The following is a 22,161-nucleotide window of genomic DNA, read 5'->3' on the forward strand; positions in this document are numbered from 1 at the left end:
TGACATTTGTCATGTCGGCTGATGACAGCGCGCACTGCCCCACGTCCCGTACCGCCGGGACGCTGGAGACATGAAAACGAACGGGCACGAGGACGTGAACACTCACGATCACGAGAACGTGATCGAGGTCACCGACCTGCGGCGCGTGTACGGGGGCGGTTTCGAGGCCGTACGGGGAATCACCTTCTCCGTCGGCCGGGGCGAACTCTTCGCACTTCTCGGCACCAACGGCGCGGGGAAGACCTCGACGGTCGAACTGCTGGAAGGACTCGCACCGCCGTCCGGCGGCCGCGTCCGGGTCCTCGGGCACGACCCCTACGGGGAGCGCGCCGTCGTACGCCCCCGGATCGGCGTGATGCTCCAGGAGGGCGGCTTCCCCTCCGAGCTGACCGTCGCGGAGACGGTACGGATGTGGGCCGGCTGCACCAGCGGGGCGCGTCCCGTCGGCGAGGCCCTGGACATCGTCGGGCTCGGGCGCCGGGCCGGCGTACGGGTCAAGCAGTTGTCCGGGGGTGAGAAGCGGCGCCTCGACCTGGCGCTCGCGCTCCTCGGGCGCCCCGAGGTGCTGTTCCTGGACGAGCCGACCACCGGGCTCGACGCGGAGGGCCGCCAGGACACCTGGGAGCTGGTGCGGGAGCTGCGCGACGCGGGGACGACCGTGCTGCTCACCACGCACTACCTGGAGGAGGCCGAGGACCTGGCCGACCGGCTCGCCATCCTCCACGAGGGCACGGTCGCCGCGACCGGGACACCGGCCGAGGTGACCGCCTCCCAGCCGTCCCGCATCTCCTTCGAACTGCCCGCCGGGTACTTCCTCGGCGACCTGCCCCCGCTCGGCGAACTCGGCGTCACCGGACACGAGGAGCACGACCGCGTGGTGGTGCTGCGCACCGCCGAACTGCAGCGGGCGGCCACCGGGCTGCTGCTCTGGGCCGAGCGGGCCCGCGTCGAACTGCGCCGGCTCGAGGTGCGGTCCGCCTCGCTGGAGGAGGCGTTCCTGCGGATCGCGCGGGAGACGGCGGAGGCGGCGCGCGCGGGCGCGGACACCGGAACGGAATCGCGCACGGACACGGGAACGCGCAAGAAAGGGGTAGCGGCATGAGCACGACCACAGGGGCCACCGGTACGGCGGCGGAGGCAGGCACGGCGACCGTCCCCACCGCCGGGACCACGACCCTCAAGGGCCGGATGACCGCGCTCGCCCGCGCCGAGCTGACACTGCTGGGACGCAGCCGGGCCACGCTGATCACGGCGTTGCTCGTCCCGCTGCTGCTGCCGCTCAGCGTGCAGTCGGCGACCGACCAGATGGATCTGAAGGAGGCGGGACTGAGCGTCGGGATGGTCATCCTGCCCGCCGGCATCGGCTTCTCGCTGCTCTTCGCGATCTACACCGCCCTGACCAACATCTACGTCGTACGCCGTGAGGAACTCGTCCTCAAGCGGCTGCGGACCGGTGAGCTGCGCGACCCCGAGATCCTCATCGGTGCCTCGCTGCCCGCCGTCGGCATCGGGCTGGCGCAGTGCCTGCTCATGGCGGTCGGCTGCTCGATCCTGCTCGACGTCGGAGCGCCGTCCGCGCCCCACCTGGCCGTCGTGGGTGTGCTGCTCGGTGTCGTGCTGTGCGTGGCGCTGGCGGCGGTCACCGCGAGCTTCAGCCGTACCTCCGAGAGCGCGCAGGTCACCAGCCTGCCGCTGATGTTCGTCTCCCTGCTGGGATCGGGCATCACCGTGCCGCTCGAGGTGCTGCCCGACCGCGTGGCGTCGATCTGCGAACTGCTGCCGCTCAGCCCCGTCATCACGCTGGTGCGCGGTGGCTGGACCGGTGACCTGTCCGCGTACGACGCCCTGGGCGCCGTCGCCACCGCGCTGGCCTGGACCGTGCTCGCCGTGTTTGCTGTACAGCGGTGGTTCCGCTGGGAACCGCGCCGATGAGGGGAGTTGAGCCATGCGGGGGCCGGGGGCCTGGTGGCGGGCGAAGAGCACCGCGGGCAAGGTGGACACGTACACGCGGTGGTCGTTCCACTCGTTTGTGTTGATCGAGGTCGGCGGGTTCGGGATACCCCTCTTCGGCCAGGTGCCGACGCGGCACGCCAGTTGGTTCTTCGTCCTGCTGTGCGCGCACGGCGTGCTCTCGTCCTTCACTGTCTCCCGGGCGCTCGACGGGGTGCGCGGGCGCCGTGCCCAGCCCGTACGCCTGCTCTGGGCCTTCGGGGCCGTCTCCGCACTGGTCGGTCTCGTCGCGATGCTGCTCGCCCGCAGCGCGAACCTCGACGAGGAGGCTCGCACGGCGCTGGGCGTGGCGTTCGGCGGTGTGCTGATCTTCAGCATCGGCACCCTCGCGCTCGGCGTGCACGGCCGCCGGCGTCTGCTGGCCCTGATCGTGTCCTGCTCCGTCGGCGGCGGGGCGTGGGCCCTCGGTGTGGGGGCCGACGGTGCCGCCGCGCTGGCCACACTGGTGGCGGTGTTCCTCGCCACCACCCTCATCTCCTTCACGTCCTTCTTCTCCGTCTGGCTGTTGAAGGCCGTCTACGAGCTGGAGGACGCCCGCGAGACCCGCGCCCGCCTCGCCGTCGCCGAGGAGCGGCTGCGCTTCGGGCGCGACCTGCACGACGTGATAGGCCGCAACCTCGCGGTCATCGCCCTGAAGAGCGAGCTGGCGGTCCAACTGGCCCGCCGGGAACGGCCCGAGGCCGTCGAGCAGATGATCGAGGTCCAGCGGATCGCGCAGGAGTCGCAGCGCGAGGTGCGGGAGGTCGTACGGGGCTACCGGGAGGCCGACCTAGGCGTCGAACTCTCCGGTGCGCAGGGCGTGTTGGCGGCGGCCGGCATCAACTGCTCGGTGGACGGGGCGGACACCGCCGGGCTGCCCGGCGAGGTGCAGTCCGCGCTCGCCTGGGTGGTGCGGGAAGCGACGACGAACGTCCTGCGGCACGGGAACGCCGATCAGTGCGCTGTGGTGCTGCGGGTGAGAGAGGGGCAGGTGGTGCTGACCGTGGAGAACGACGGGATTCGTACGGGCGGCGGCGAGCAGGCGGTGGGCTCCGTTTCCGGGGCTGGTTCGGGGCTCGCCGGGCTGCGGGAGCGGCTGGCGGTGGTGGACGGGACGTTGGAGGCGGGTCCGGTGGGTGGCGAGGCGTTCCGGGTGGTGGCGCGGGTGCCGCTGGGGTCCGGGGGTTCGAAGGGCTCGGGGTCGGGGTCGGGCTCGGGCTCGATGGGCTTGGCCTCGGGCTCGGCCGGTTCGAGGAAGGAGTCGGCGTCGGGGCCTGCGTCGCGGGGTGCGGGGGCCGTCGTCGGGTCGGCCGCGGTGCCGGAGAGCGCTTCATGAGCGACGTGCCGGAGGCGCCGCGGCGGGTACGGCTGCTGCTCGCGGACGACGAGCATCTGATCCGGGGAGCGCTGGCCGCGTTGCTGGCGCTGGAGGACGACCTGGTGGTGGTCGCGGAGGCGGCGAGCGGGCCGGAGGCGCTGGCGATGGCGCGGGCCCACGAACCGGATGTCGCGGTGCTGGATCTGCAGATGCCGGGCGCGGACGGTGTGAGGGTCGCCACATCGCTGCGGGCCGAACTGCCGGGCTGTCGCGTGCTGATCGTGACCGGTCATGGCCGGCCGGGGCATCTGAAGCGGGCCCTCGAAGCGGGTGTGCGCGGGTTCGTCCCCAAGACCGTCAGCGCGCAACGGCTCGCGGAGATCATCCGGACCGTGCACGCGGGGAACCGCTATGTGGACCCGGAGTTGGCGGCCGACGCGATCTCCTCCGGGGACTCGCCGCTGACCGCGCGGGAGGCCGAGGTGCTCGAATTCGCCGCCGACGGGGCGCCCGTCGCGGAGATCGCCGAGCGGGCCGCGCTGACCCAGGGGACTGTCCGGAACTATCTGTCGTCGGCCGTCTCCAAGCTCGGCGTGGAGAACCGGCACGCGGCGGTGCGGCTCGCCCGGGAGCGAGGTTGGGTATAGTAGGCCTCGCGCCACGGCGCAGCGCGGACGTAGCTCAGTTGGTAGAGCGCAACCTTGCCAAGGTTGAGGTCGCCAGTTCGAACCTGGTCGTCCGCTCGTGAGATAGGTCGAAAGAAGGCCCCGGTCCACTGGACCGGGGCCTTCTTCGTGTCCCGCGGCTCTACGACCAGCTCGTGCCCGTCAGCCGCTCGTACGCCTCCACGTACTTGGCGCGGGTCGCGGCGATGATCTCCTCGGGCAGCGGCGGCGGGGGCTGCTCGCTCTTGCGGTCCCAGCCCGAGGCCTCCGAGGTCAGCCAGTCGCGGACGAACTGCTTGTCGAAGGACGGCTGGGCGTGACCCGGCTCCCAGAGGTCGGCCGGCCAGAAGCGGGAGGAGTCCGGGGTGAGCACCTCGTCGGCGAGGACGAGGGTGTCGCCCTCGTAGCCGTACTCGAACTTGGTGTCGGCCAGGATGATCCCCCGGTCACGGGCGATGTCCCGGGCCCGGCTGTAGACGGCGAGGGTCGTCTGGCGCAGCTGGGCGGCGGTCTCAGCGCCGACCTGGCGGGCGACCTCCTCGTACGACACGTTCTCGTCGTGCTCGCCGACGGCGGCCTTGGTGGCCGGGGTGAAGATCGGCGCCGGCAGCTCCGAGCCGTCGACCAGGCCCTCGGGGAGGGCGAGACCGCAGACCGTACGGGAGTCGTTGTACTCCAGCAGGCCCGAGCCGGTGAGATAGCCGCGGGCGACGGCCTCGACCGGGACCATCGCGAGCGACTTGCAGACGAGGGTGCGGCCCGCCCAGTCGGCGGGGGCGCCCTGCGGGAGTTCGGTGCTCAGGACGTGGTTCGGAACCAGGTCGGCGAGCTGGTCGAACCACCAGAGGGACAGCTGCGTGAGGACGCGCCCCTTGTCGGGAATCTCCGTCGGCAGCACCCAGTCGAACGCGGACGTTCGATCGCTGGCGACCATCACGAGGTCGCCCGCCTCGTTCTGGTACAGCTCGCGCACCTTGCCGGTGTGCAGGTGCACCAGGCCCGGAACCTGGAGCGGCTCGGGCTTTTCTACGAATCCGGACACGGTTCCTCCCCGTGGTGATGTCCAAGTGGCTCGATTCTCCCGTACGAGGGCGACCGGTCGTGCCCAGGGGGTGCTTCGGCGAGCGCCGGCGCGGGACTCGGCACCGGACGCGGTACGGGACTCGATGCGCCACTCAGTCACGTTTGCAGATGCGGTCCAGGAGGTTTGCGGTGGCGCGCTGGACGCGGGTGTCGACGTGGCCCGGTCGGTCCAGGGCCGGGGACCACGCGAACGTTCCGGATGCGAAGACCCAGGCACCGGAGGGGGCCCGGTACAGGGAGGTCTCCTGGTGCCGGACGATGTCGTCGGCGTCCCGGTACGGGGAGTGGGCGAGGAGGATACGGCCCTGGTGCTCGGGGAGCGGCGTGCGCGGGAAGTAGCGGTCGGCCTCACCGGCGACCATGCCCGCCAGCTCGTCGTTCTCGTGGGCGCCGGTCGCGTCCCAGAGCCAGTGGTCGGCGTTGCGCACGACCAGGGGGTGGGGGTCGGGGACCCGGCCTTCGTACTGGATGCCCATCAACTGCTGCTCGGGACGGTCGATTTCGCGCCACAGTGCGGGTTTGCCGGGGCCCCGGCGTTTTCGGCAGGTGAGGAGGCGGTCGGGGGCTCCGGACGGGGAAGGGCCCAGCTCCACCTGCCAGTACATGGTGTTGGAGGAGAGGAAGACGAGTGAGGTGCCGCCGTCCCGGGCGAGCTCGGCGGTGCGGCGCATCTGCGGCGACCAGTACTCGTCGTGGCCCGGGAACACCAGGCCCCGGTAGCGGGTCGGATCGACGCGGCCGGAGTGCAGGTCGCGGGCGTCGGCGTAGGCGAGGTCGTAGCCGTAGCGCTCGGCCCAGCGGATGAAGTCGTAGGCGTGCCCGACGTGGAGGGGCAGACCGGCGCCGGCGTACGGGCGGTCGAAGGAGACGGTCGTCGCCGCGCCGGACTCCCCGAGCAGCCGGCCGTTCTCGTCCCAGGCGTGGTAGAGGCTGGCGCCCGTGCGGCCGTCCTCCGGATAGAGGTTGTACGCCTGCCAGGTGATGTCCGGGAGCAGGAGCAGCAGGTCGGCCTGGCGGTCGTCGCGGACGGTGAACGGCACGTGGGAGCGGTAGCCGTCGGCGGTGGTCAGGACCGCCACGTACGCGCCGACGTTCCAGTACGTCGGGATCTGCAGGCGCCAGGAGAGCCACCAGTGGTGGCAGGAGACCGTGCGGTCGGCGGTCAGGGGCGGGGGCTGGACGATGCCGGAGAGGCGCGGGCTGGTGATGATCTTCGCCGCGCCGTCGCCGCTGTAGTGGCCGATGCGGTAGATGTCGACGCCGAACTCCTGGGGCGGGTCGACGGTGATGTGGAAGTCGATGGATTCGCCGGGGGCGGCGGCGCCGGTCGCGGCGAAGCCCTTGATCTGGCGGCGCACGTCGTCGGCGGAGCGGGGGCCGCCCGGTGCGGTACGGGGGGCGGGGACGCGGGCCCGGGCGCCGGTGCGGCCTCCTTTGGCCGGCTGGTCCGGCTCCGGCGGGCCCGGCTCGACGTACCAGGGGACCACGTGGCCCGTGTCGTCGAAGTACGTCACGTTGCCCCGGAGCCAGGGGACGGGGCCCTGGCCGAAGGGGTCCGTCACGGCGTGGGCGAGTGCGCCCGACTCCCACCGGCGGATGTGGTGCTCCGAGTCCATGAATGGTCCCCTCCCTCGTCCCCCGTGAGCTTTCGCAAGCCCTTGCTATGTAAGCGATCGGTCCCAGCACATCACATTACGCACGCGCTCCGTCACCGTTCGTTGCGAATTGGCGAGAGTGGAACAGCTGCCTCCGGGTGGGGAGTTGGGTGGGGCGGGGCGTGGCCCGGGTGGTCGGGGGGTGCCCGCGCAGGTGGGGGGCGGTGTGCGCCTGTGGGTGGGGCCGTGGACTTCGACGGTGGAGAGTGTGGGCTTCGGCCGGGGGTGGAGGGCAGGGCTCCCGAAGGTGGGAGACGGGGATCGTCAGTTCGGGGGCGTGGGGGGAGGGGGGAGGGGTGGGGTAGTGGAGCGGTGAGTGGTGGTGCGTGGTCGAGCGAGGCGTGGGTGATCGGGCCGCCATGGGTGGTCGGCGGCGTGTGGGTGGGCCTACGGGGGCGTGGGGGCCCTGCTTCAGACCAGGCGGACCGGTTTTTCCGGGCGGACGCCCAGGCGGCGGAGCCAGTCGCGGAGGGGGGCGGGGTCGCCGTCCTCCACGAGGGTCAGGACCCTGGGGGCGAGGTCGGCCGCTCGTTCGCCGTCGACGAGGAGGGAGGGGCCGTCGAGCCAGTCCAGGCCCGGGGTCGCGCCCGCCGTGTCCATCGCCGCGCAGCAGACCATCGCGGTGACGTGCTCGGCCAGCAGCTCACGGCCCGTGCGGGGCGGCTGCATCGGGAACAGCGGCAACAGCCCGTCGTCCCACAGCGCCCGATCCGGCCCCTGCGCCTCGGCTCCGCCGCCCGCGGCGGACGCGGCGGGCGGTGCGGCGGCCTCCTCCCGCGCCAGCTCGGCGGTCAACGCGGCGGCCAGGCCCGCGGACCGGACGTTGGCGAGACCGGGTTCGTCGTCGTCCTCACCGAGTCCGACACCGCCGCCGGGACCGGCGTCGAAGCCGTCCCCGAGGCCGTCGCTGACGCTGACGTCGAATCCGACAGCAGCGTCGGCACCGGCGCCGGCGCCGTCGGCGTAACCGTGGCTCTCGCCGTCGCCGTCGCCGTCGCCGTCGCCGAGACGGTCAACACCGCCGCCGTCGGCACCGGTTCGGCCACTGTCACCATGGCCGTGGCTCTCGCCGCCGCCGTGGTCCTCGCCGTCGCCGTCGCCGAGTGGGGATATGTGGTGCCGGTCCGGTTCCTGGGCGGGGTTGGGCTCATGCCGGCGGGCGGCATGGAGTCCTTCGGCGGCCTGGTCCGTCGTCGGGGTCGGGGCGGGGCTCGTCAGGGTCGTCAGGTGGTTGAGGACCCGGGAGAGGGTGGGGCCGCCGGGGGCGGGGCCGGTGGGGTCCGGGGTCGGGTCGCTCGTGGTGTGGCGGACGCCCAACGTGTCGAGGACGCGGTGGAGTCGGGCCGCGTCGGTCCGCCATTTGCGGTCGACGACCTCGTCCGGGTACTCGTGCCAGTCGACCGGAGCCCAGTCGCCGCCGGACTCGGCGGGGCCGCCGTGGAAAAGGCGGGCGGCGAGGAGGGACGCGGCCTCGTCGACCGTCCCGGGCTCTTCGAGCAGGTCGCAGGCGGGGCGCTCGCCGAGCCGGGAGGCGAATCCCTCGGCCAGGCGGTCGCGGCGGGACAGCTCCGTGAGCGCGGCGACCACACCCGCGTCCAGGCGGGACGGCCAGCGGCCCATCCGCCAGGCGGGCAGCGCGACCCGGGTGAGGAGGCGGTCCCAGCCCGCGTAGGCCAGGCCGACCTGCTCCTGGGCGACGATCCGCAGACCGTAGTCCACAGCCTGTGCACGCTCGGCCGCGGCGGCGGCGACCCCGCGCTCCATCTCGGCCGCGTGCCCGCGACAGCCGCGCAGGAGCAGCCGGGTGACCCAGCCGACCCCGCCCAGCACCGAGCGGACGAGCGGGCCGTGCGTCGGCGACGAGGTGACGGCCACGGCCGCGTCCAGCCCGCGTACGAAACGCCGGGCCGCGGCTATGTCCGGGTGCGCCGACGGTCCCGTACCGGCAACGACCGGGGCCAGCACCGCTCGTAGCTCCCCGACCCGCATCCACCACAGGAAGGGTGAGCCGATGACGAGCACCGGGGCGGTGGGCGGGCGGTGCCGACGGGGTGAGGAGAGCCCGGGCTCCACACCTGATCGTGGATCTGATCGCGAGCCTGAGCGCGCGCCTGATCGCGGACGCGACGGGAGGCCGGACCGCAGGCCCGACGGCGGATCCGGGTGCGGGCCGGGTGATGATCCACGGGCTGTTCCGCGGACGTCCGTCATGTCGTCGGGCCGGTCGGTGGCCGTGACACCCGTGCCCCTGTCGGCCGCCCCGGAGGAACCGGCGGTCTCCGATCGGGGCTCGGGCGAGCTGTGGGACGGGTGGGTGCGGTCCTCCAGCCAGCTGTCGCAGTCCGGGGTGAGCGCTATCGCGGAGGGGGGCGGGACGTCGAGGCGGTCCGCCAGATCCCGGACCAGGCGGTAGAGATCGGGGGCCGCCTGCTCGGTGATCGAGACCGTGGGGCTCACGGCGGGCCGGGCGCGGGCGACGACGAGCGCGATGCCGGCGGCGGCGAGGAGCACGACGACGGCGAGGCCGGAGACGAACCAGCTCGCCATGGACCAGCCCGGGCCGGTCAGCCGGCCGGTCGCCCCGCCGGCCAGCAGGACGACGGCGGCCGCCGCGGGCAGCAATGCCACGGCCAGCGCCCTGCTGCGGACCCGCAGCACGGCGAGGGCCCGGGAGCGCGCGGCCTGCGCGCCCGCCTCCTCACCACCTGCCATACCGGTCACGACCCGACGTCACCCCCTGCTGTCCCGTGTGGCGCACACCGCGACGACTGCGACGACTGCTCGTCGAAGTGGTCGCCGCCGAATGCCCTGACGTTGCTCACTCCCCCACTGTGGCACCGACCACTGACATCGCAATGCCGGTGGGCCAAGTGCCGGAACGCTTGCGCCGCACCCTAGTTGGGGGCCCGGCCGCCGTCAGCCGGATGGACCATCGCTCACTCGATGGAATGGCTTTGGGGAGAGGTGAATGACGCTGGGCAAGGATCGGGCCCCGGATTCCGAAGGATTTTCCAGGGGTTCCTGGGGGTCTCCGAGGGATGCCGGGGCCTGGGGTTCGTACCCGTTGATGAGGCTTCGTATGCGGATGTCGCGAACGGGGCGGTTGTGTTCGGTTGCGTGGGGATGGGCGTGCGGGCCGCCGTGTCGCGCGACCCGCGGCCGGTCGGGCCCGAGCCGGACGGTCAGGCCTCGGCCGCTGCCTTGGCCGCGATGTCCGAACGGTGTTGGGAGCCGTCCAGGCCGATGCGGGCCACGGCGGTGTACGCGCGGTCGCGGGCCTGGGTGAGGTCCTTGCCGGTGGCGGTGACGGAGAGGACGCGGCCTCCGGAGCTGACGATGTCGTCACCGGCGCGCTTGGTGCCGGCGTGCAGGACGTACGCGTGCGGGGCGTCCACGGCCGCGACCTCGTCGAGGCCGGTGATGGGGTCGCCGGTGCGCGGTGTGCCGGGGTAGTTGTGCGATGCCACGACCACGGTGACGGCGGCGTCGCTGCTCCAGCGCAGGGGTTCGAGGTCGCCGAGAGTGCCGTTGGCGGCGGCGAGCAGGACACCGGCCAGCGGGGTCTTGAGACGGGCGAGGACGACCTGGGTCTCCGGGTCGCCGAACCGGGCGTTGAACTCGATCACCCGTACGCCTCGGCTGGTGATCGCCAGCCCCGCGTAGAGCAGGCCGGAGAACGGGGTGCCGCGGCGCCGCATCTCGTCGACGGTGGGCTGGAGCACGGTCTCCAGGACCTCGTCGACCAGCTTCGGGTCGGCCCACGGGAGCGGCGAGTACGCGCCCATGCCGCCGGTGTTGGGGCCCTCGTCGCCGTCGAGCGCGCGCTTGAAGTCCTGCGCGGGCTGGAGAGGGACGACGGTCACCCCGTCGGTGATCGCGAAGAGGGAGACCTCGGGGCCGTCCAGGAACTCCTCGATGACGACCCGCCCGCAGGCGAGCGCGTGCTCGCGGGCCTGCGCGAGGTCCGCCGTCACGACGACGCCCTTGCCGGCCGCGAGCCCGTCGTCCTTCACGACGTACGGAGCGCCGAACGCGTCCAGGGCCTCGTCGATCTCCTCGGCCGTGGTGCAGACGTACGACCGCGCGGTGGGCACGCCCGCACCGGCCATGACCTCCTTGGCGAAGGCCTTGGAGCCCTCCAGCCGCGCGGCCTCGGCGGACGGACCGAACACCGGGATGCCCGCCTCGCGCACGGCGTCGGCGACACCCGCGACCAGCGGGGCCTCCGGCCCCACGACCACCAGGTCGGCCTCCAGACGCGTGGCCAGCGCGGCCACGGCGGCGCCGTCCAGTGCGTCGACGGAGTGCGTCTCGGCCACCTCCGCGGTGCCCGCGTTGCCGGGGGCGCAGTGGAGGGCGGTGACATCGGGGTCGAGGGACAGCGAACGGCACAGCGCGTGCTCACGAGCACCGGTACCAATGACAAGGACCTTCACGGGGCCAGCCTAGCCGGAGGGGGTGGGGGGCTTTGTGGGGGCTTCCGAAGGGTGGGACGAGGGAGGTTCGTCGGATCGTACGAATGGGGTGGGATGGCAGGGTGGGGTGGTAGGGGGTTGGGCCCGCTTCGCGCGCCCTGCTCTTCGCTGTACGCGTGGTGCGCGCCCTGCCCGCTTCGCTGTCCGCCCCGCGCACCCTGTCCCTCGGTGTCCGCCCCGCGCGCCCTCCTCTCCCTACTCGTGCACGATCCACTCCCTACTCGTTCGTGATCTCCTCGACCACCGTCGCGCCCAGTTCGCGCACGATCAGGTCGTGGCCGGAGAGGGCGGACTCGTCGAGGTCGGGGTCGTCGTCCTCGGGGATGTCGTCCTCGGGGGAGACCGGCGGGGGCTCGGGGGCCGGGGGCGGTACGGGGGCGGCGGGCTGAGCGGCCGGGGTCGACTGGTGGGGCGCTGCCGTGCCCGGGCCCGCCGGGCGGGAGGCCGGGGCCGGTGCCTGGGGCGGGCCGGGACGGGAGGACGGGGCCGGGGAGCCGCCGGAGCCGCCACCGCCGTAGCCACCGGCGCCGCCAGTGCCGTAACCGCCGCCTCCGTAACCACCTGCGGACGGGGCGGGAGATCCGTAGCCGCCGGGGGCGGACGGAGGGGCCGAGCCGCCCGAGGTGTCGATGACGGCCTCGATCTTCCAGTGCACGTTGAACTGCTCGGCCAGGGCCGCCCGCAGGACGTCCTCGCTGCCGCTGCTCGCGAAGTTGTCGCGGGCGCCCGCGTTGACGAAGCCGATCTGCAGGGTCGTGCCGTCGAAACCGGCCACGTGCGCGTTCTGGCTGAGCAGGATCCAGGTGAAGCGGCGGCGGTTCTTCACCGTCTCCAGGATGTTGGGCCAGAGCATGCGGGGGTCGGGGCCGCCGGGGGCGGGGTTGTAGGCGGCGGCGGGGGGCGTGGCCGCCGCGGGAGGACCGGGCTGGGCGTACGCCGGGGGCGCGGCCGGGCCGGGGGTGGGCGGGGACTGGGCCCCGGGGGCGGAGCCGCCGGCGGGCGCGGCCGTGGGCCATCCGCCGGGTCGGCGTCCACTGCCCGCGGCGGCGGGGGTGGGCCAGGAGCCGGGAGCGCCGCCGGGGGTGCCCTGCGCGGTGGGCTGGGGGGAGGGCGTGGCACCCGCGCCCGGCTGGGCGTGCGCGGGAGCGGTGGGGGGCGCTGTCGGCGCACCGCTCGCGGCGGCGGCCGGGGCGTTGGGCGCACCCTCGTGGGGGGCGGCCGGGGCCACCCCGGCGTTGCCGCCCCCGCCCTGACCGGCGGCCCCAGGTCCGCCGACGGCGCCACCGGAGCCGTACGTGTCCGAACCCGGACCCGGCGCGGGGCCGGCACCCGGCGCTCCGCCTCCGGAACCAGACCCGGCCCCCCGAACCGCGGCCCGAGCAGCCGCGGGCCCGCCGCCCGGCGGAACCTGTGCGGCAGCCGGAGCGTGGGGGGCTTGCGTCGGGTGGGTGGTGTGCGGCGCGTGGGGGGCTTGCGGAGGCATGCCCATGGGCGGGGCCGCTCCCCCGTGCGCGTCGGGCCCGGGCACGTATCCCATGGCCGGGGCGGCGCCGCCGCCGGAGAAGTTGACCCCTCGCTCCAGGCGGTCGAGGCGGGCCATGACGGACCGTTCGTCGCCGTAGGTGGCGGGGAGGAGTACGCGGGCGCAGATCAGTTCGAGCTGGAGGCGGGGCGAGTTGGCCCCGCGCATCTCGGTGAGGCCCTCGTTGACGAGGTCGGCGGCACGGCTGAGCTCGGCGGCGCCGAAGACGCCGGCCTGGGCCCGCATCCGCTCCAGGACCTCGGCGGGGGCGTCGATGAGGCCCTTGTCGATGGCGTCCGGCACGGCGGCCAGGATCACCAGGTCCCGCAGGCGCTCCAGCAGGTCGGCGACGAACCGCCGCGGGTCGTTGCCCCCCTCGATGACGCGGTCCACGACCTCGAAGGCCGCGGCTCCGTCCCCGGAGGCGAAGGACTCGACGACCGAGTCGAGCAACGACCCGTCCGTGTAGCCGAGGAGCGACGTGGCCATGGCGTACGTCACGCCCTCGTCCGTCGCGCCCGCCAGCAGCTGGTCCATGACGGACATCGAGTCACGCACGGAGCCGGCGCCTGCGCGCACGACCAGCGGGAGGACACCCTCCTCGACCGGGATCTTCTCCTTGCCGCAGACCTCGCCGAGGTACTCGCGGAGCGTGCCGGGCGGGACGAGCCGGAACGGATAGTGATGGGTACGCGACCGGATGGTCCCGATGACCTTCTCGGGCTCGGTGGTGGCGAAGATGAACTTGAGGTGCTCCGGCGGCTCCTCGACGACCTTCAGCAGCGCGTTGAAACCGGCCGACGTGACCATGTGGGCCTCGTCGATGATGTAGATCTTGTACCGGCTGCTCGCGGGTCCGAAGAATGCCTTCTCTCGCAGCTCACGGGCGTCGTCCACGCCACCGTGCGAGGCGGCGTCGATCTCGATGACGTCGATCGACCCCGGGCCGTTGCGCGCGAGGTCCTGACAGGACTGGCACTCCCCGCACGGCGTGGGTGTGGGTCCCTGCTCGCAGTTCAGACAGCGGGCCAGGATGCGCGCGCTGGTCGTCTTGCCGCACCCGCGCGGCCCGCTGAACAGGTACGCGTGATTGACCCGGTTGTTCCGCAACGCCTGCTGCAACGGGTCGGTGACATGCTCCTGCCCGATGACCTCGGCGAACGACTCCGGGCGATAACGGCGGTACAGCGCGAGAGACGACACGCATACGAGGTTATAGGCGCCCACTGACAACCCGGCGCCCGAGACGACGAAGACCCCTCACGCACCCGCCAGAGCCAACCTACCCTTGCTGCCTTCCGGCCCTGGGGGAGTTCAGTCAGATAGCGCCGCGTGAGGGGCTGACCCCAGCCTACCCGATCCCCGGAGCCCGCCGACCCGCCTCCCCACCCCTCGCTCCCACCTCGTTCCTCCCTCGCCCCCACCTTGATCACCCACCGCCGAACGAGTTCGCAAGCACCCTCCGCCGTCATGTAATGTTCCTGGCGGAGGATTCGCCTAGAGGCCTAGGGCGCACGCTTGGAAAGCGTGTTGGGGGCAACCCCTCACGAGTTCGAATCTCGTATCCTCCGCCAGTGCCTCACCGGGCACGATGTCGAAGGGCCCCACCGTTCGCGGTGGGGCCCTTCGACGTTTCTCGGGGTGGTCGGGGACCTGGGCGGTGTCGGGAGGGGGGCGGGGGGCTGGACGGGTGTAGTTCGGGGGTGGCTTCGGTGGGCTTCGCTTGGTGGGGCGTGTGGGCGGATTACATGAGGGGGCGCTCCGGGGTGGGGCGTGCCGGCGTGCCTCACGGGCCCCGGGTCCGATGAACGGAAGGGCGCAATGGCAGAGCGCGACCCTCGCAACCGCACTGGCCGCAGTTCGCTGCTTCGCGGGCTCGTCGCCGCCGTGCTCGCGGCCGGCATGCTGGTGCTCTCAGCGGGACAAGGACACGGAACCGGCGCGGCCACTCCGGCGCCCGCCGCGGAGTTCACGCCGTTGACGGCGGACGTACTGACCAAACCGACGCCGTTCGTCGCCACGGACGGCAAGACGCACCTCTCGTACGAACTGCTCACCACGAGCTCCCTGCCCACCAGCACGCCGCTGCGGCTCGACCGTGTCGACGTCCGGGACGCCCGCACGCACCGGGTCATCGGCTCGCTGAGCGGGCAGGCCCTGGCCGACGCCGCCCATCCGGTCGGCGACCCCCTGCCGGGTGCGGACGGGTACACCCCGGCGCCCCCGGGGCCGACACCTACCGTCATCCAGGGCTCCCAGCAGTGGATCATCTGGCTCGACCTGGTCCTCGACCGCGGTCAGCGGGTGCCCAGGGTCCTCGAACACCATCTCTCGGGTGCCGTCCTGGCCCCCTCCGGCCCCTCCCCCTTCGAGGAGACGGTGCAGGCCACCCGGACCTCCGGCAGGCCGCCGTTGAACCTGGGCGCGCCGGTCCGCCCCGGCACCTGGTACTCCAGCGAGTCGTGCTGCGGCAACACCCACCACCGGCGCGGCCTCGCCCCGATCAACGGCCGCTTCTACGTGCCGCAGCGCTTCGCGATCGACTGGTACCGGGTCGGCGAGCAGGGGCAGACCTGGGAGGGCGACCCCGCACTGCTCAGCAGTTACCTGAGCTACCGTCAGCCCGTCGTCGCCTCGGCCGGCGGCCGAGTGGTGGAGGTCCAGGACGGGCTCCCGGACCAGACGCCGCCCGTCACGCCGCCCGTGCCGCCGATCGAGGAGACCGTCGGCAACCACGTCACCCTGGAAGTCGCTCCGGGCCGCTATCTGCTCTACGCCCACCTGGCACCCGGCTCGCTCGAGGTCCGGGAGGGCGACCGGGTCCAAGCCGGCCAGGTCCTCGGGCTGATCGGCAACAGCGGCAACTCGACCACGCCGCACCTGCACTTCCAGGTGATGACCACGCCCGAGTTCTTCCCGACCGACAGCCCGCCGTTCACCTTCCGGCAGTTCCGCGTCGTCGGACACGTCGAGCCCCGCATCTGGGACGACAACCTGGGCCTGCAGCCGACCGGCGTCCTGCCGATCACGCCCTCGCCGCACAACGGCCTTCACCGTGCGCGGTATCCGCTCGACCGCGAGGTGCTGGAGTTCTGACCCCGCTCCGGTAGGACTCCGGTCGGGCCGATGTCTCGGGCGTGGTCCCGGCCGATGTCCCGGCCGTCGTCCGGGCCGTCGTCCGGGCTTTGCATAGCGAACGCGCCCAAGAGCCGAGCCGCCACCGCGGCTCGGCTCTTGCGGCTGTGTGTGTCGGGGGGCACGTTTCCCCGTCTCCCGCCAGGCGCCCTTCGCGTGGGGCGGTTTGTCTCGGGCTCGGCGGCCCATGTCCGTGCGCATGTCGTCAATGCCACATCTCGGCGGGAAACGGTGACTCCGGAGCGCCCTGGAAAATATGTTTAGCCGCCTTACGCATGCCTTAGGAACGTCTTCGCATGCCTTTTGCCGCTCTGCGGTGTCCGGATGGAAGTGAGGGGAACCGTGGCGCGTCCCGAGAGACCGCTGGATCCCGCGGCCGGCCCCGTGCCACGTCTCGCCCATGAGCTCCGGGAGCTGCGGCGGGCCGCCGGCAGCCCGTCGTACCGGAGCATGGCCGGCGCGGCGGGGTTCTCGGCGGCGGCGTTGTCCAAGGCCGCGTCCGGGACACGGCTGCCGTCGCTCGCCGCGGTCCAGGGGTATGTGCGCGCCTGCGGGGGCGACCCCGGCGAGTGGGAACTCCGCTGGAAGCAGGCCGAGGCCGAGGCCGCGGGGGAGGCGCTCGGCGACGCCGGGGACGCGGCGCCGCCGTACCGGGGGCTGTCGCGCTTCGAGCCGGACGACCGTGACCTGTTCTTCGGCCGGGACCAGCTCGTGGAGGAGTTGCGGGAGCTGGTGTGGGGCCGGCGGTTCGCGGTCGTGTTCGGGGCGTCCGGCAGCGGCAAGTCCTCGCTGCTGCGGGCCGGGCTGATACCCCGGCTGCGGGAGCGGATAGCGGAGCAGGGCGCACCGGCGGTGCTGCGCATCCTCGCCCCCGGCCCGCGGCCCGCCACCACGTACGGCCGTCTGCTCGCCCCGGCCGAGGACGAGCCGGAGAGCTGGGTGGTGGTGGACCAGTTCGAGGAGGTCTTCACCCTCTGCCGGGACCGGGAGGAGCGCGCCCGGTTCATCGACCTGCTGCTCGCCGCGCGGGACCCGGGCAGCCGGGTGCGGGTGGTCATCGCCGTACGCGCCGACTTCTACGCCCGCTGCGCCGAGCACCGGGAGCTGGCGGACGCCCTGAGCCGCGCGTCCCTGCTGGTCGGTCCGATGAAGGCGGAGGAGCTGCGCGAGGCGGTCGTCAAACCCGCCCAGGCGGTCGGCCTGCTCGTCGAGCGGGAGCTGACCGCGCGGCTCGTCGAAGAGGTGCTCGACGAGCCCGGCGGTCTGCCGATGCTCTCGCACGTCCTGCTGGAGACATGGCGGCGCCGCCGGAGCCGGATGCTCACCCTCGCCGGGTACCAGGCGGCGGGCGGGGTGCGCGGCGCGATCGCGGCGACCGCCGAGGAGGTGTACGGGCAGCTGTCACCGGAGCAGGCCCGCACCGCCCGGCAGTTGCTGCTGCGGATGGTCGAGCCGGGCCAGGGCACCCCCGACACCCGGCGCCCCCTCACCCGGGCCGAGATGGCGGAGTGGGCCGCGCCCGAGGTGCCGGTGATCGTGGACCGGCTGACCCGGGCCCGGCTGCTGACCGCCGACGAGGACGGCGTCCAGCTCGCCCACGAGGCGCTGATCACCTGCTGGCCGCGGCTGCACGGCTGGATCGAGGAGGACCGCGAACGGCTGCGCCACCACCGCCGCCTCGCCGAGGCCACCCGCGTCTGGCTGGAGCACGACCGCGACTCCGGTGCCCTGTACCGGGGCACCCGGCTGGCGCGCGCGGAGGAGCTGTTCGCGGACGACGACGGCATGCTCACCGCGACGGAGCGGGCCTTCCTCACCGCCGGGCTGGACGGCCGCGAGGCGGAGTTCCGCGCCGCCGCCCGCGCCGCGCGGCGGTCCCGGGCCCTGCTGGCCACCCTCTCGGCCGTCCTGGCCGTGGCCCTGGTGGCCGGGCTGGCCGCCTGGTCGGAACACCACGACAACCAGCGGCGTCGTACGGATGCGGCGGCCCGCCGGGTCGCGGAGGTCGCCGAGTCCCTGCGCACCACCGACCCGCGCACCGCCCAGCTGCTCGGCGTCGCCGCCTGGCGCGTCGCCGAGTCGCCGGAGACCCGCCGCGCCCTGCTCGGCGCCCTCGCCCAGCCCGAGACGGACGTCTTCACCGACCCGACGCCCGGCAGCGAACCCGCCCGCTTCCTCACCCGCTCCGGCCGCAGGCTGCTCAGCACGGACGGCGACACCTGGCGCTCCTGGGACGTGCCCACGCACCGCCCGCTCGCATCGGGCCGACTGCCCGACGGCATGCTCGTCGGAGCCGACCCCGACGGGCGGCTGCTCGCGATCGTCCGGGACGACGACATGCGGCTGTGGGACAGTTCCACCGGGCGGTGGACCGGGCCGGCCCTCGCCATCGACGCCGACGTGGACTTCGGCCCCGACGGCCGCAGCTACGCGGTGAGCGGTCCGGACGACGACCTGGTGCGGCTCTACTCGACCGCCGACGGCTCACCGCTGTCCGAGACCCGGGTGACCGGCCTCGCGAACGTCGCGCCGAGCACCGACGGCCGTCTGATGGCCCTCTGCCCCACCGGCCACGCACCGCAGGTGTGGGACACCGCCCGCCACCGCACCGTGCCCGGCGCCTGGGAGGGCGGGGGCGCTCGCTGCGACGACTACTCGACGCCGGCGTTCGGCGGCCCGGGCGCCGCCGCCGACCGGTTCGCCGTGGCCTCCGCCGACGGTGTCCGCGTCTGGGACGCCGCGTCCGGGCGCCTGATCGCCGACCTTCCGGCCCCCGGCGTGGACGCGCTCGCCTTCAGCGCGGACGGGACGTTCCTGGCGACCGCCGACGACACCGAGATCAGCGCGTGGCGCCTCACGTCGTCCACGACGGGGGACCCTGGCTCGTCCACCACGGAGGACCCCGCCCCGGTCTTCCGCCACTCCCTCTACAACGAGCGCCTCTACGGCGGGCTCGCGTGGGACCCCGACCGGCCGCTGCTGCGCTATCTCGAAGGCGGCACCGTCCACACGCTGGACCTCGCGGGCGCCGTCAGCTCCGCATGGCGCGAGCGCCCCCTGGCCTCGGTGCTGCTCAGCCCCGACGGCCGTACGCTCGCCACCGCCGAACGCACCGGGGACACCGGCTTCCGTCTCCGGCTGCGCGACACCCTTCCGCGCTCCCAGCCACGCGCCGCCGGGCACGTGTCGCGGACGCCGCCGCCGCTGCCCCTGCCCGTGTCGAGCGACCCCGAGCAGCCGATCGTCCCGCAGGACACCACGGCTCTGATGGCCTTCAGCCCCGACGGGGGCACCCTCGCCTACGGCGTCTCCGCGTCCGGCCGTCCGGTCGCGTCCCAGCGGTTCGTCCTCTGGGACGTGGCGCGCGGCCGCGTCCGCACCACACTGGACCTGACGACGCCGCAGTCCGACGGAGCGGTCGTCACACTCGCCCTGGGCCCCGGCGGCCACACCCTGTACGCCTCGCGCACCTCCGGCATCGGCGGACTGGCCGACGAGGTGTGGGACACCGCACGGCACCGGCGGGCCGCCGTATACCCGGACGTGGCCGACCCCGGGCTGGCCGTCCGGCCCGACGGGCGGCTCCTCGTCACCGGCGACCGTTCGGTGCGCCTGTCCCCCGGCACGTCCTCCGAGTCTTCGGCCGCGCTCGTGCGGGGAGCCGCCCCCGTCGTCCGCAGCCTCGTCCAGGGCGGCGAACTCGGCGCCCTCTCCTTCGCCCCCGACGGCTCCCGGCTCGTGGCGGGCGACCTGACCGGGCGGGTCACGCTGTGGGACGGGGACCTGAGACACCGCGTGGGCACGCTGCGCAACGTCTTCCCCGCCGCGCCCGGCGACACCGCCGAGGCGGTCAGCGCCCTCGCGCTCAGTCCCGACGGCCGCACCCTGGCCGTCGGCGGCGACGCCGGCACGCTCCAGCTGTGGGACATCGCCACCCAACAGCCCCTCGGCGGCCCGCTGACCACCCCCGGCGACGCCGTCGTGTCCCTCGCCTTCAGCACCGACAGCACGACCGTCCTCGCGGCAGGCGTCCATGTCCCGCTCCAGAGCCACACCATCGACCCCGCACAAGCCGTCACCCGGATCTGCGCCCGCACCGGCGACGCCGACCTGACACCCGCGCAATGGCGCACGTACGTGCCCGAGGCGCCGTACCGCAAGGTGTGCGGCCGTTGATTCCCGGGGCATCGGGCCGGGCCACCGGGTCCCGGAGGAGTTGATTCCTCCCTCGTACGGGGTTGGGCACCAACTCGCGCTGCCAAAAAACTGGGCTCCCAGCCGGTTCCACGGCTACCGACCGCCCGGCCGCACACGAGTGGTCCCCCACCCGACGCACAAGGACGTAGACATCGTGCCCACCATCAAGAAGTGCCTTCTGACAGGCGCCGCCTTCGGTATGGCGATCAGCGGCCTGACCCTCACCTCCGCCCCCGCCGCGAGCGCGTCGACGGACGTCAACGGCGTACACGACTGGCTGCTCCCGAACATGTGCCAGGACGGCTCCAACCGGAGCGGCCAGAGCCTCTGGTACTACAACGTCGACACCAAGCAACTGCTCGACAGAAGCCATGGAAGCGTGGGGAAGACGCCGGTCTGGCGGTACATCGGCGGCGGCAAGGGAGGAAACCGCTACGCCATGAACCCGGGCTGGCGTGAGATCAAGGGCCACTGCTACTACCCGGCGTCGTCCTCCTGGACGTACGAGGGGAAGGAGACCGCGTACTCCGACGTGGCCGTCAACTGCTCAAAGGGGGGCAACCTCACCGAGCGGGTCGATCAGGCCTACAGCACGACGACGACCACCACGAAGACGGTGAACGGCGGCCTCAGCGTCACCCGCGACGTCGGCAAGATGTTCAAGGCCGAACTCGGTGCCGAGTTCTCGTACTCGTGGTCCTACGCCAAGACCGTCAGCTGGGGCCGTTCCGTCAGCATCGACGTCCCGCCCGGCCGGACCGGGTGGCTCACCGCGGCGCCCATCAAGCGCGTCGTCCGCGTCAACCCGCACTTCTGGATCGACGAGTACAACTGGTACGACGGGACCGAGAAGAAGGGCCACAACAAGTGGGGCATCTACGGCACCCAGCGCGACATCGTGGACCGCAACTACTACTACGACGGCACCTCCGACGTGCTCCGCAACGGGCAGCCGGTGTTCAAGTTCTACAAGCGCGACCGTGCGGTCACGGCGCGTGAGTGCCGGCGCTGAGACACCGCCGCTCACGAAGAAGGGCCCCACCGTCCGCGGTGGGGCCCTTCCTCTTCGTGGGTCAGGAGGTGGCCAGGAGGGTGAGGGTGTCGATCACCCGGTTCGAGAAGCCCCACTCGTTGTCGTACCAGGCGACCACCTTGATGTGGCGGCCGTCGACGCGGGTGAGGGCCGAGTCGAAGATCGAGGAGGCCGGGTTGCCCACGATGTCGGCGGAGACGAGCGCGTCGTCCGAGTATTCGAGGACGCCGGCGAGCGGGCCGTCCGCCGCCGCGCGGTACGCCGCCAGCACCTCGTCGCGCGTCACGTCGCGGGCGACCGTCGTGTTGAGTTCGACGATCGAGCCGACCGGGACGGGCACCCGGATCGAGTCGCCGGACAGCTTGCCGTCCAGGTTCGGCAGGACCAGGCCGATGGCCTTGGCGGCGCCCGTCGTGGTCGGCACGATGTTGACGGCGGCGGCGCGGGCGCGGCGGGCGTCGCGGTGCGGGCCGTCCTGGAGGTTCTGCTCCTGCGTGTACGCGTGCACGGTCGTCATGAAGCCGTGCTCGATGCCGGCGAGCTCGTCGAGCACCGCGGCCAGCGGCGCGAGCGCGTTGGTCGTGCAGGAGGCGTTCGAGACGATCGTGTGGACGTCCGGGTCGTACGCGTCGGTGTTGACCCCGTACGCGAGGGTGACGTCGGCGCCGTCCGAGGGTGCGCTGACCAGCACCTTCTTCGCACCCGCGTCGAGGTGGGCCCGGGCGGCCTTCGCCGAGGTGAAGCGGCCGGTGGCCTCCAGGACGATGTCGACGCCGAGTTCGGCCCACGGCAGCTCCGCGGGATCGCGCTCGGCCAGCACCTTGATCCGACGGCCGTCGACGACGAGGGTGTCACCGTCGACGGTCACCGGGCGCCCGAGACGGCCGGCCGTGCTGTCGTAGGCGAGCAGCCGGGCGAGGGTCGCGGGCTCGGTGAGGTCGTTGACGGCGACGATGTCGAGATCGCTGCCGCTGTCTCGGCCGCTACCGCTGTCGGTGCCGTTGTCGCGTTCGAGCAGTGCGCGGAGCACGTTGCGTCCGATACGGCCGAATCCGTTGATCGCGATGCGAGTCATGAGTGGTGTCCCGT

The 22,161-nt window shown here is 73.2% G+C and carries 13 protein-coding genes, 2 tRNA genes and 1 other RNA gene; 9 read left to right on the top strand and 7 right to left on the bottom strand.

The annotated features are described in order from the left end of the window. The first annotated feature begins 70 nt into the window (after nucleotides 1-70). From L3078_RS21945 to L3078_RS21965, 5 genes are all read left to right on the top strand, one after another. Entirely contained in the window at nucleotides 71-1,102 is a 1,032-nt protein-coding gene (locus L3078_RS21945) for an ABC transporter ATP-binding protein (RefSeq protein WP_239755693.1), read from the top strand. Then, the gene (locus L3078_RS21950; protein WP_392309710.1) at nucleotides 1,099-1,932 is read left to right on the top strand and encodes an ABC transporter permease; all 834 of its coding nucleotides are present in this window, start codon (nucleotides 1,099-1,101) and stop codon (nucleotides 1,930-1,932) included. Before L3078_RS21945 ends, L3078_RS21950 begins: the two co-directional genes overlap by 4 nt. A gap of 13 nt (nucleotides 1,933-1,945) precedes the next feature. Next, nucleotides 1,946-3,325 carry a sensor histidine kinase gene (locus tag L3078_RS21955; RefSeq protein WP_239755694.1) on the top strand — a complete coding sequence of 460 codons (1,380 nt, stop codon included), beginning with the start codon at nucleotides 1,946-1,948 and terminating at the stop codon, nucleotides 3,323-3,325. After that, on the top strand, nucleotides 3,322-3,954 hold the full coding sequence (locus L3078_RS21960; protein ID WP_239755695.1) for a response regulator transcription factor: 633 nt from the start codon (nucleotides 3,322-3,324) through the stop codon (nucleotides 3,952-3,954). The genes L3078_RS21955 and L3078_RS21960 overlap by 4 nt, the downstream gene beginning before the upstream one ends. Before the next feature lie 23 nt (nucleotides 3,955-3,977). Continuing rightward, nucleotides 3,978-4,050 (top strand) — tRNA-Gly (locus L3078_RS21965). A gap of 64 nt (nucleotides 4,051-4,114) precedes the next feature. Here the strand turns inward: L3078_RS21965 and L3078_RS21970 are convergent. The 6 genes from L3078_RS21970 to ffs all read right to left on the bottom strand — a co-directional run bounded on the left by L3078_RS21970 (nucleotide 4,115) and on the right by ffs (nucleotide 14,052). Then, nucleotides 4,115-5,014: a phosphoribosylaminoimidazolesuccinocarboxamide synthase gene (locus L3078_RS21970; RefSeq protein ID WP_239755696.1), complete on the bottom strand. Its 900-nt coding sequence runs from the start codon at nucleotides 5,012-5,014 to the stop codon at nucleotides 4,115-4,117. Between the two features lie 133 nt (nucleotides 5,015-5,147). Continuing rightward, nucleotides 5,148-6,671, bottom strand: coding sequence for a N,N-dimethylformamidase beta subunit family domain-containing protein (locus L3078_RS21975; RefSeq protein ID WP_239755697.1), 1,524 nt, complete (start codon nucleotides 6,669-6,671; stop codon nucleotides 5,148-5,150). Nucleotides 6,672-7,121: 450 nt separating this feature from the next. Then, the gene (locus L3078_RS21980; RefSeq protein ID WP_239760414.1) at nucleotides 7,122-9,422 is read right to left on the bottom strand and encodes a M48 family metalloprotease; all 2,301 of its coding nucleotides are present in this window, start codon (nucleotides 9,420-9,422) and stop codon (nucleotides 7,122-7,124) included. Between the two features lie 470 nt (nucleotides 9,423-9,892). Next, complete coding sequence (gene purD / locus L3078_RS21985) at nucleotides 9,893-11,146, bottom strand: phosphoribosylamine--glycine ligase (RefSeq protein WP_239755698.1); 1,254 nt, start codon at nucleotides 11,144-11,146, stop codon at nucleotides 9,893-9,895. A gap of 256 nt (nucleotides 11,147-11,402) precedes the next feature. Next, nucleotides 11,403-13,910 (bottom strand): DNA polymerase III subunit gamma and tau, encoded by a 2,508-nt coding sequence (locus L3078_RS21990; protein ID WP_239755699.1) that lies wholly within the window; start codon nucleotides 13,908-13,910, stop codon nucleotides 11,403-11,405. Between the two features lie 45 nt (nucleotides 13,911-13,955). Further along, an RNA gene (gene ffs, locus L3078_RS21995) (signal recognition particle sRNA small type) lies at nucleotides 13,956-14,052 on the bottom strand. Between the two features lie 141 nt (nucleotides 14,053-14,193). Here ffs and L3078_RS22000 point away from each other — a divergent pair. The 4 genes from L3078_RS22000 to L3078_RS22015 all read left to right on the top strand — a co-directional run bounded on the left by L3078_RS22000 (nucleotide 14,194) and on the right by L3078_RS22015 (nucleotide 21,051). Continuing rightward, nucleotides 14,194-14,281, top strand: a tRNA-Ser gene (locus L3078_RS22000). A gap of 247 nt (nucleotides 14,282-14,528) precedes the next feature. Further along, entirely contained in the window at nucleotides 14,529-15,803 is a 1,275-nt protein-coding gene (locus tag L3078_RS22005; protein ID WP_239755700.1) for a M23 family metallopeptidase, read from the top strand. Between the two features lie 381 nt (nucleotides 15,804-16,184). Further along, nucleotides 16,185-20,018: an nSTAND1 domain-containing NTPase gene (locus L3078_RS22010; RefSeq protein WP_239755701.1), complete on the top strand. Its 3,834-nt coding sequence runs from the start codon at nucleotides 16,185-16,187 to the stop codon at nucleotides 20,016-20,018. A gap of 175 nt (nucleotides 20,019-20,193) precedes the next feature. Further along, complete coding sequence (locus L3078_RS22015) at nucleotides 20,194-21,051, top strand: hypothetical protein (RefSeq protein ID WP_239755702.1); 858 nt, start codon at nucleotides 20,194-20,196, stop codon at nucleotides 21,049-21,051. 61 nt (nucleotides 21,052-21,112) lie between these two features. Here the strand turns inward: L3078_RS22015 and gap are convergent, their stop codons facing one another. After that, complete coding sequence (gap, locus tag L3078_RS22020; protein ID WP_239755703.1) at nucleotides 21,113-22,147, bottom strand: type I glyceraldehyde-3-phosphate dehydrogenase; 1,035 nt, start codon at nucleotides 22,145-22,147, stop codon at nucleotides 21,113-21,115. Nucleotides 22,148-22,161: the final 14 nt, after the last annotated feature.

It is taken from the genome of Streptomyces deccanensis, from assembly GCF_022385335.1.
Taxonomy (GTDB): domain Bacteria; phylum Actinomycetota; class Actinomycetes; order Streptomycetales; family Streptomycetaceae; genus Streptomyces; species Streptomyces deccanensis.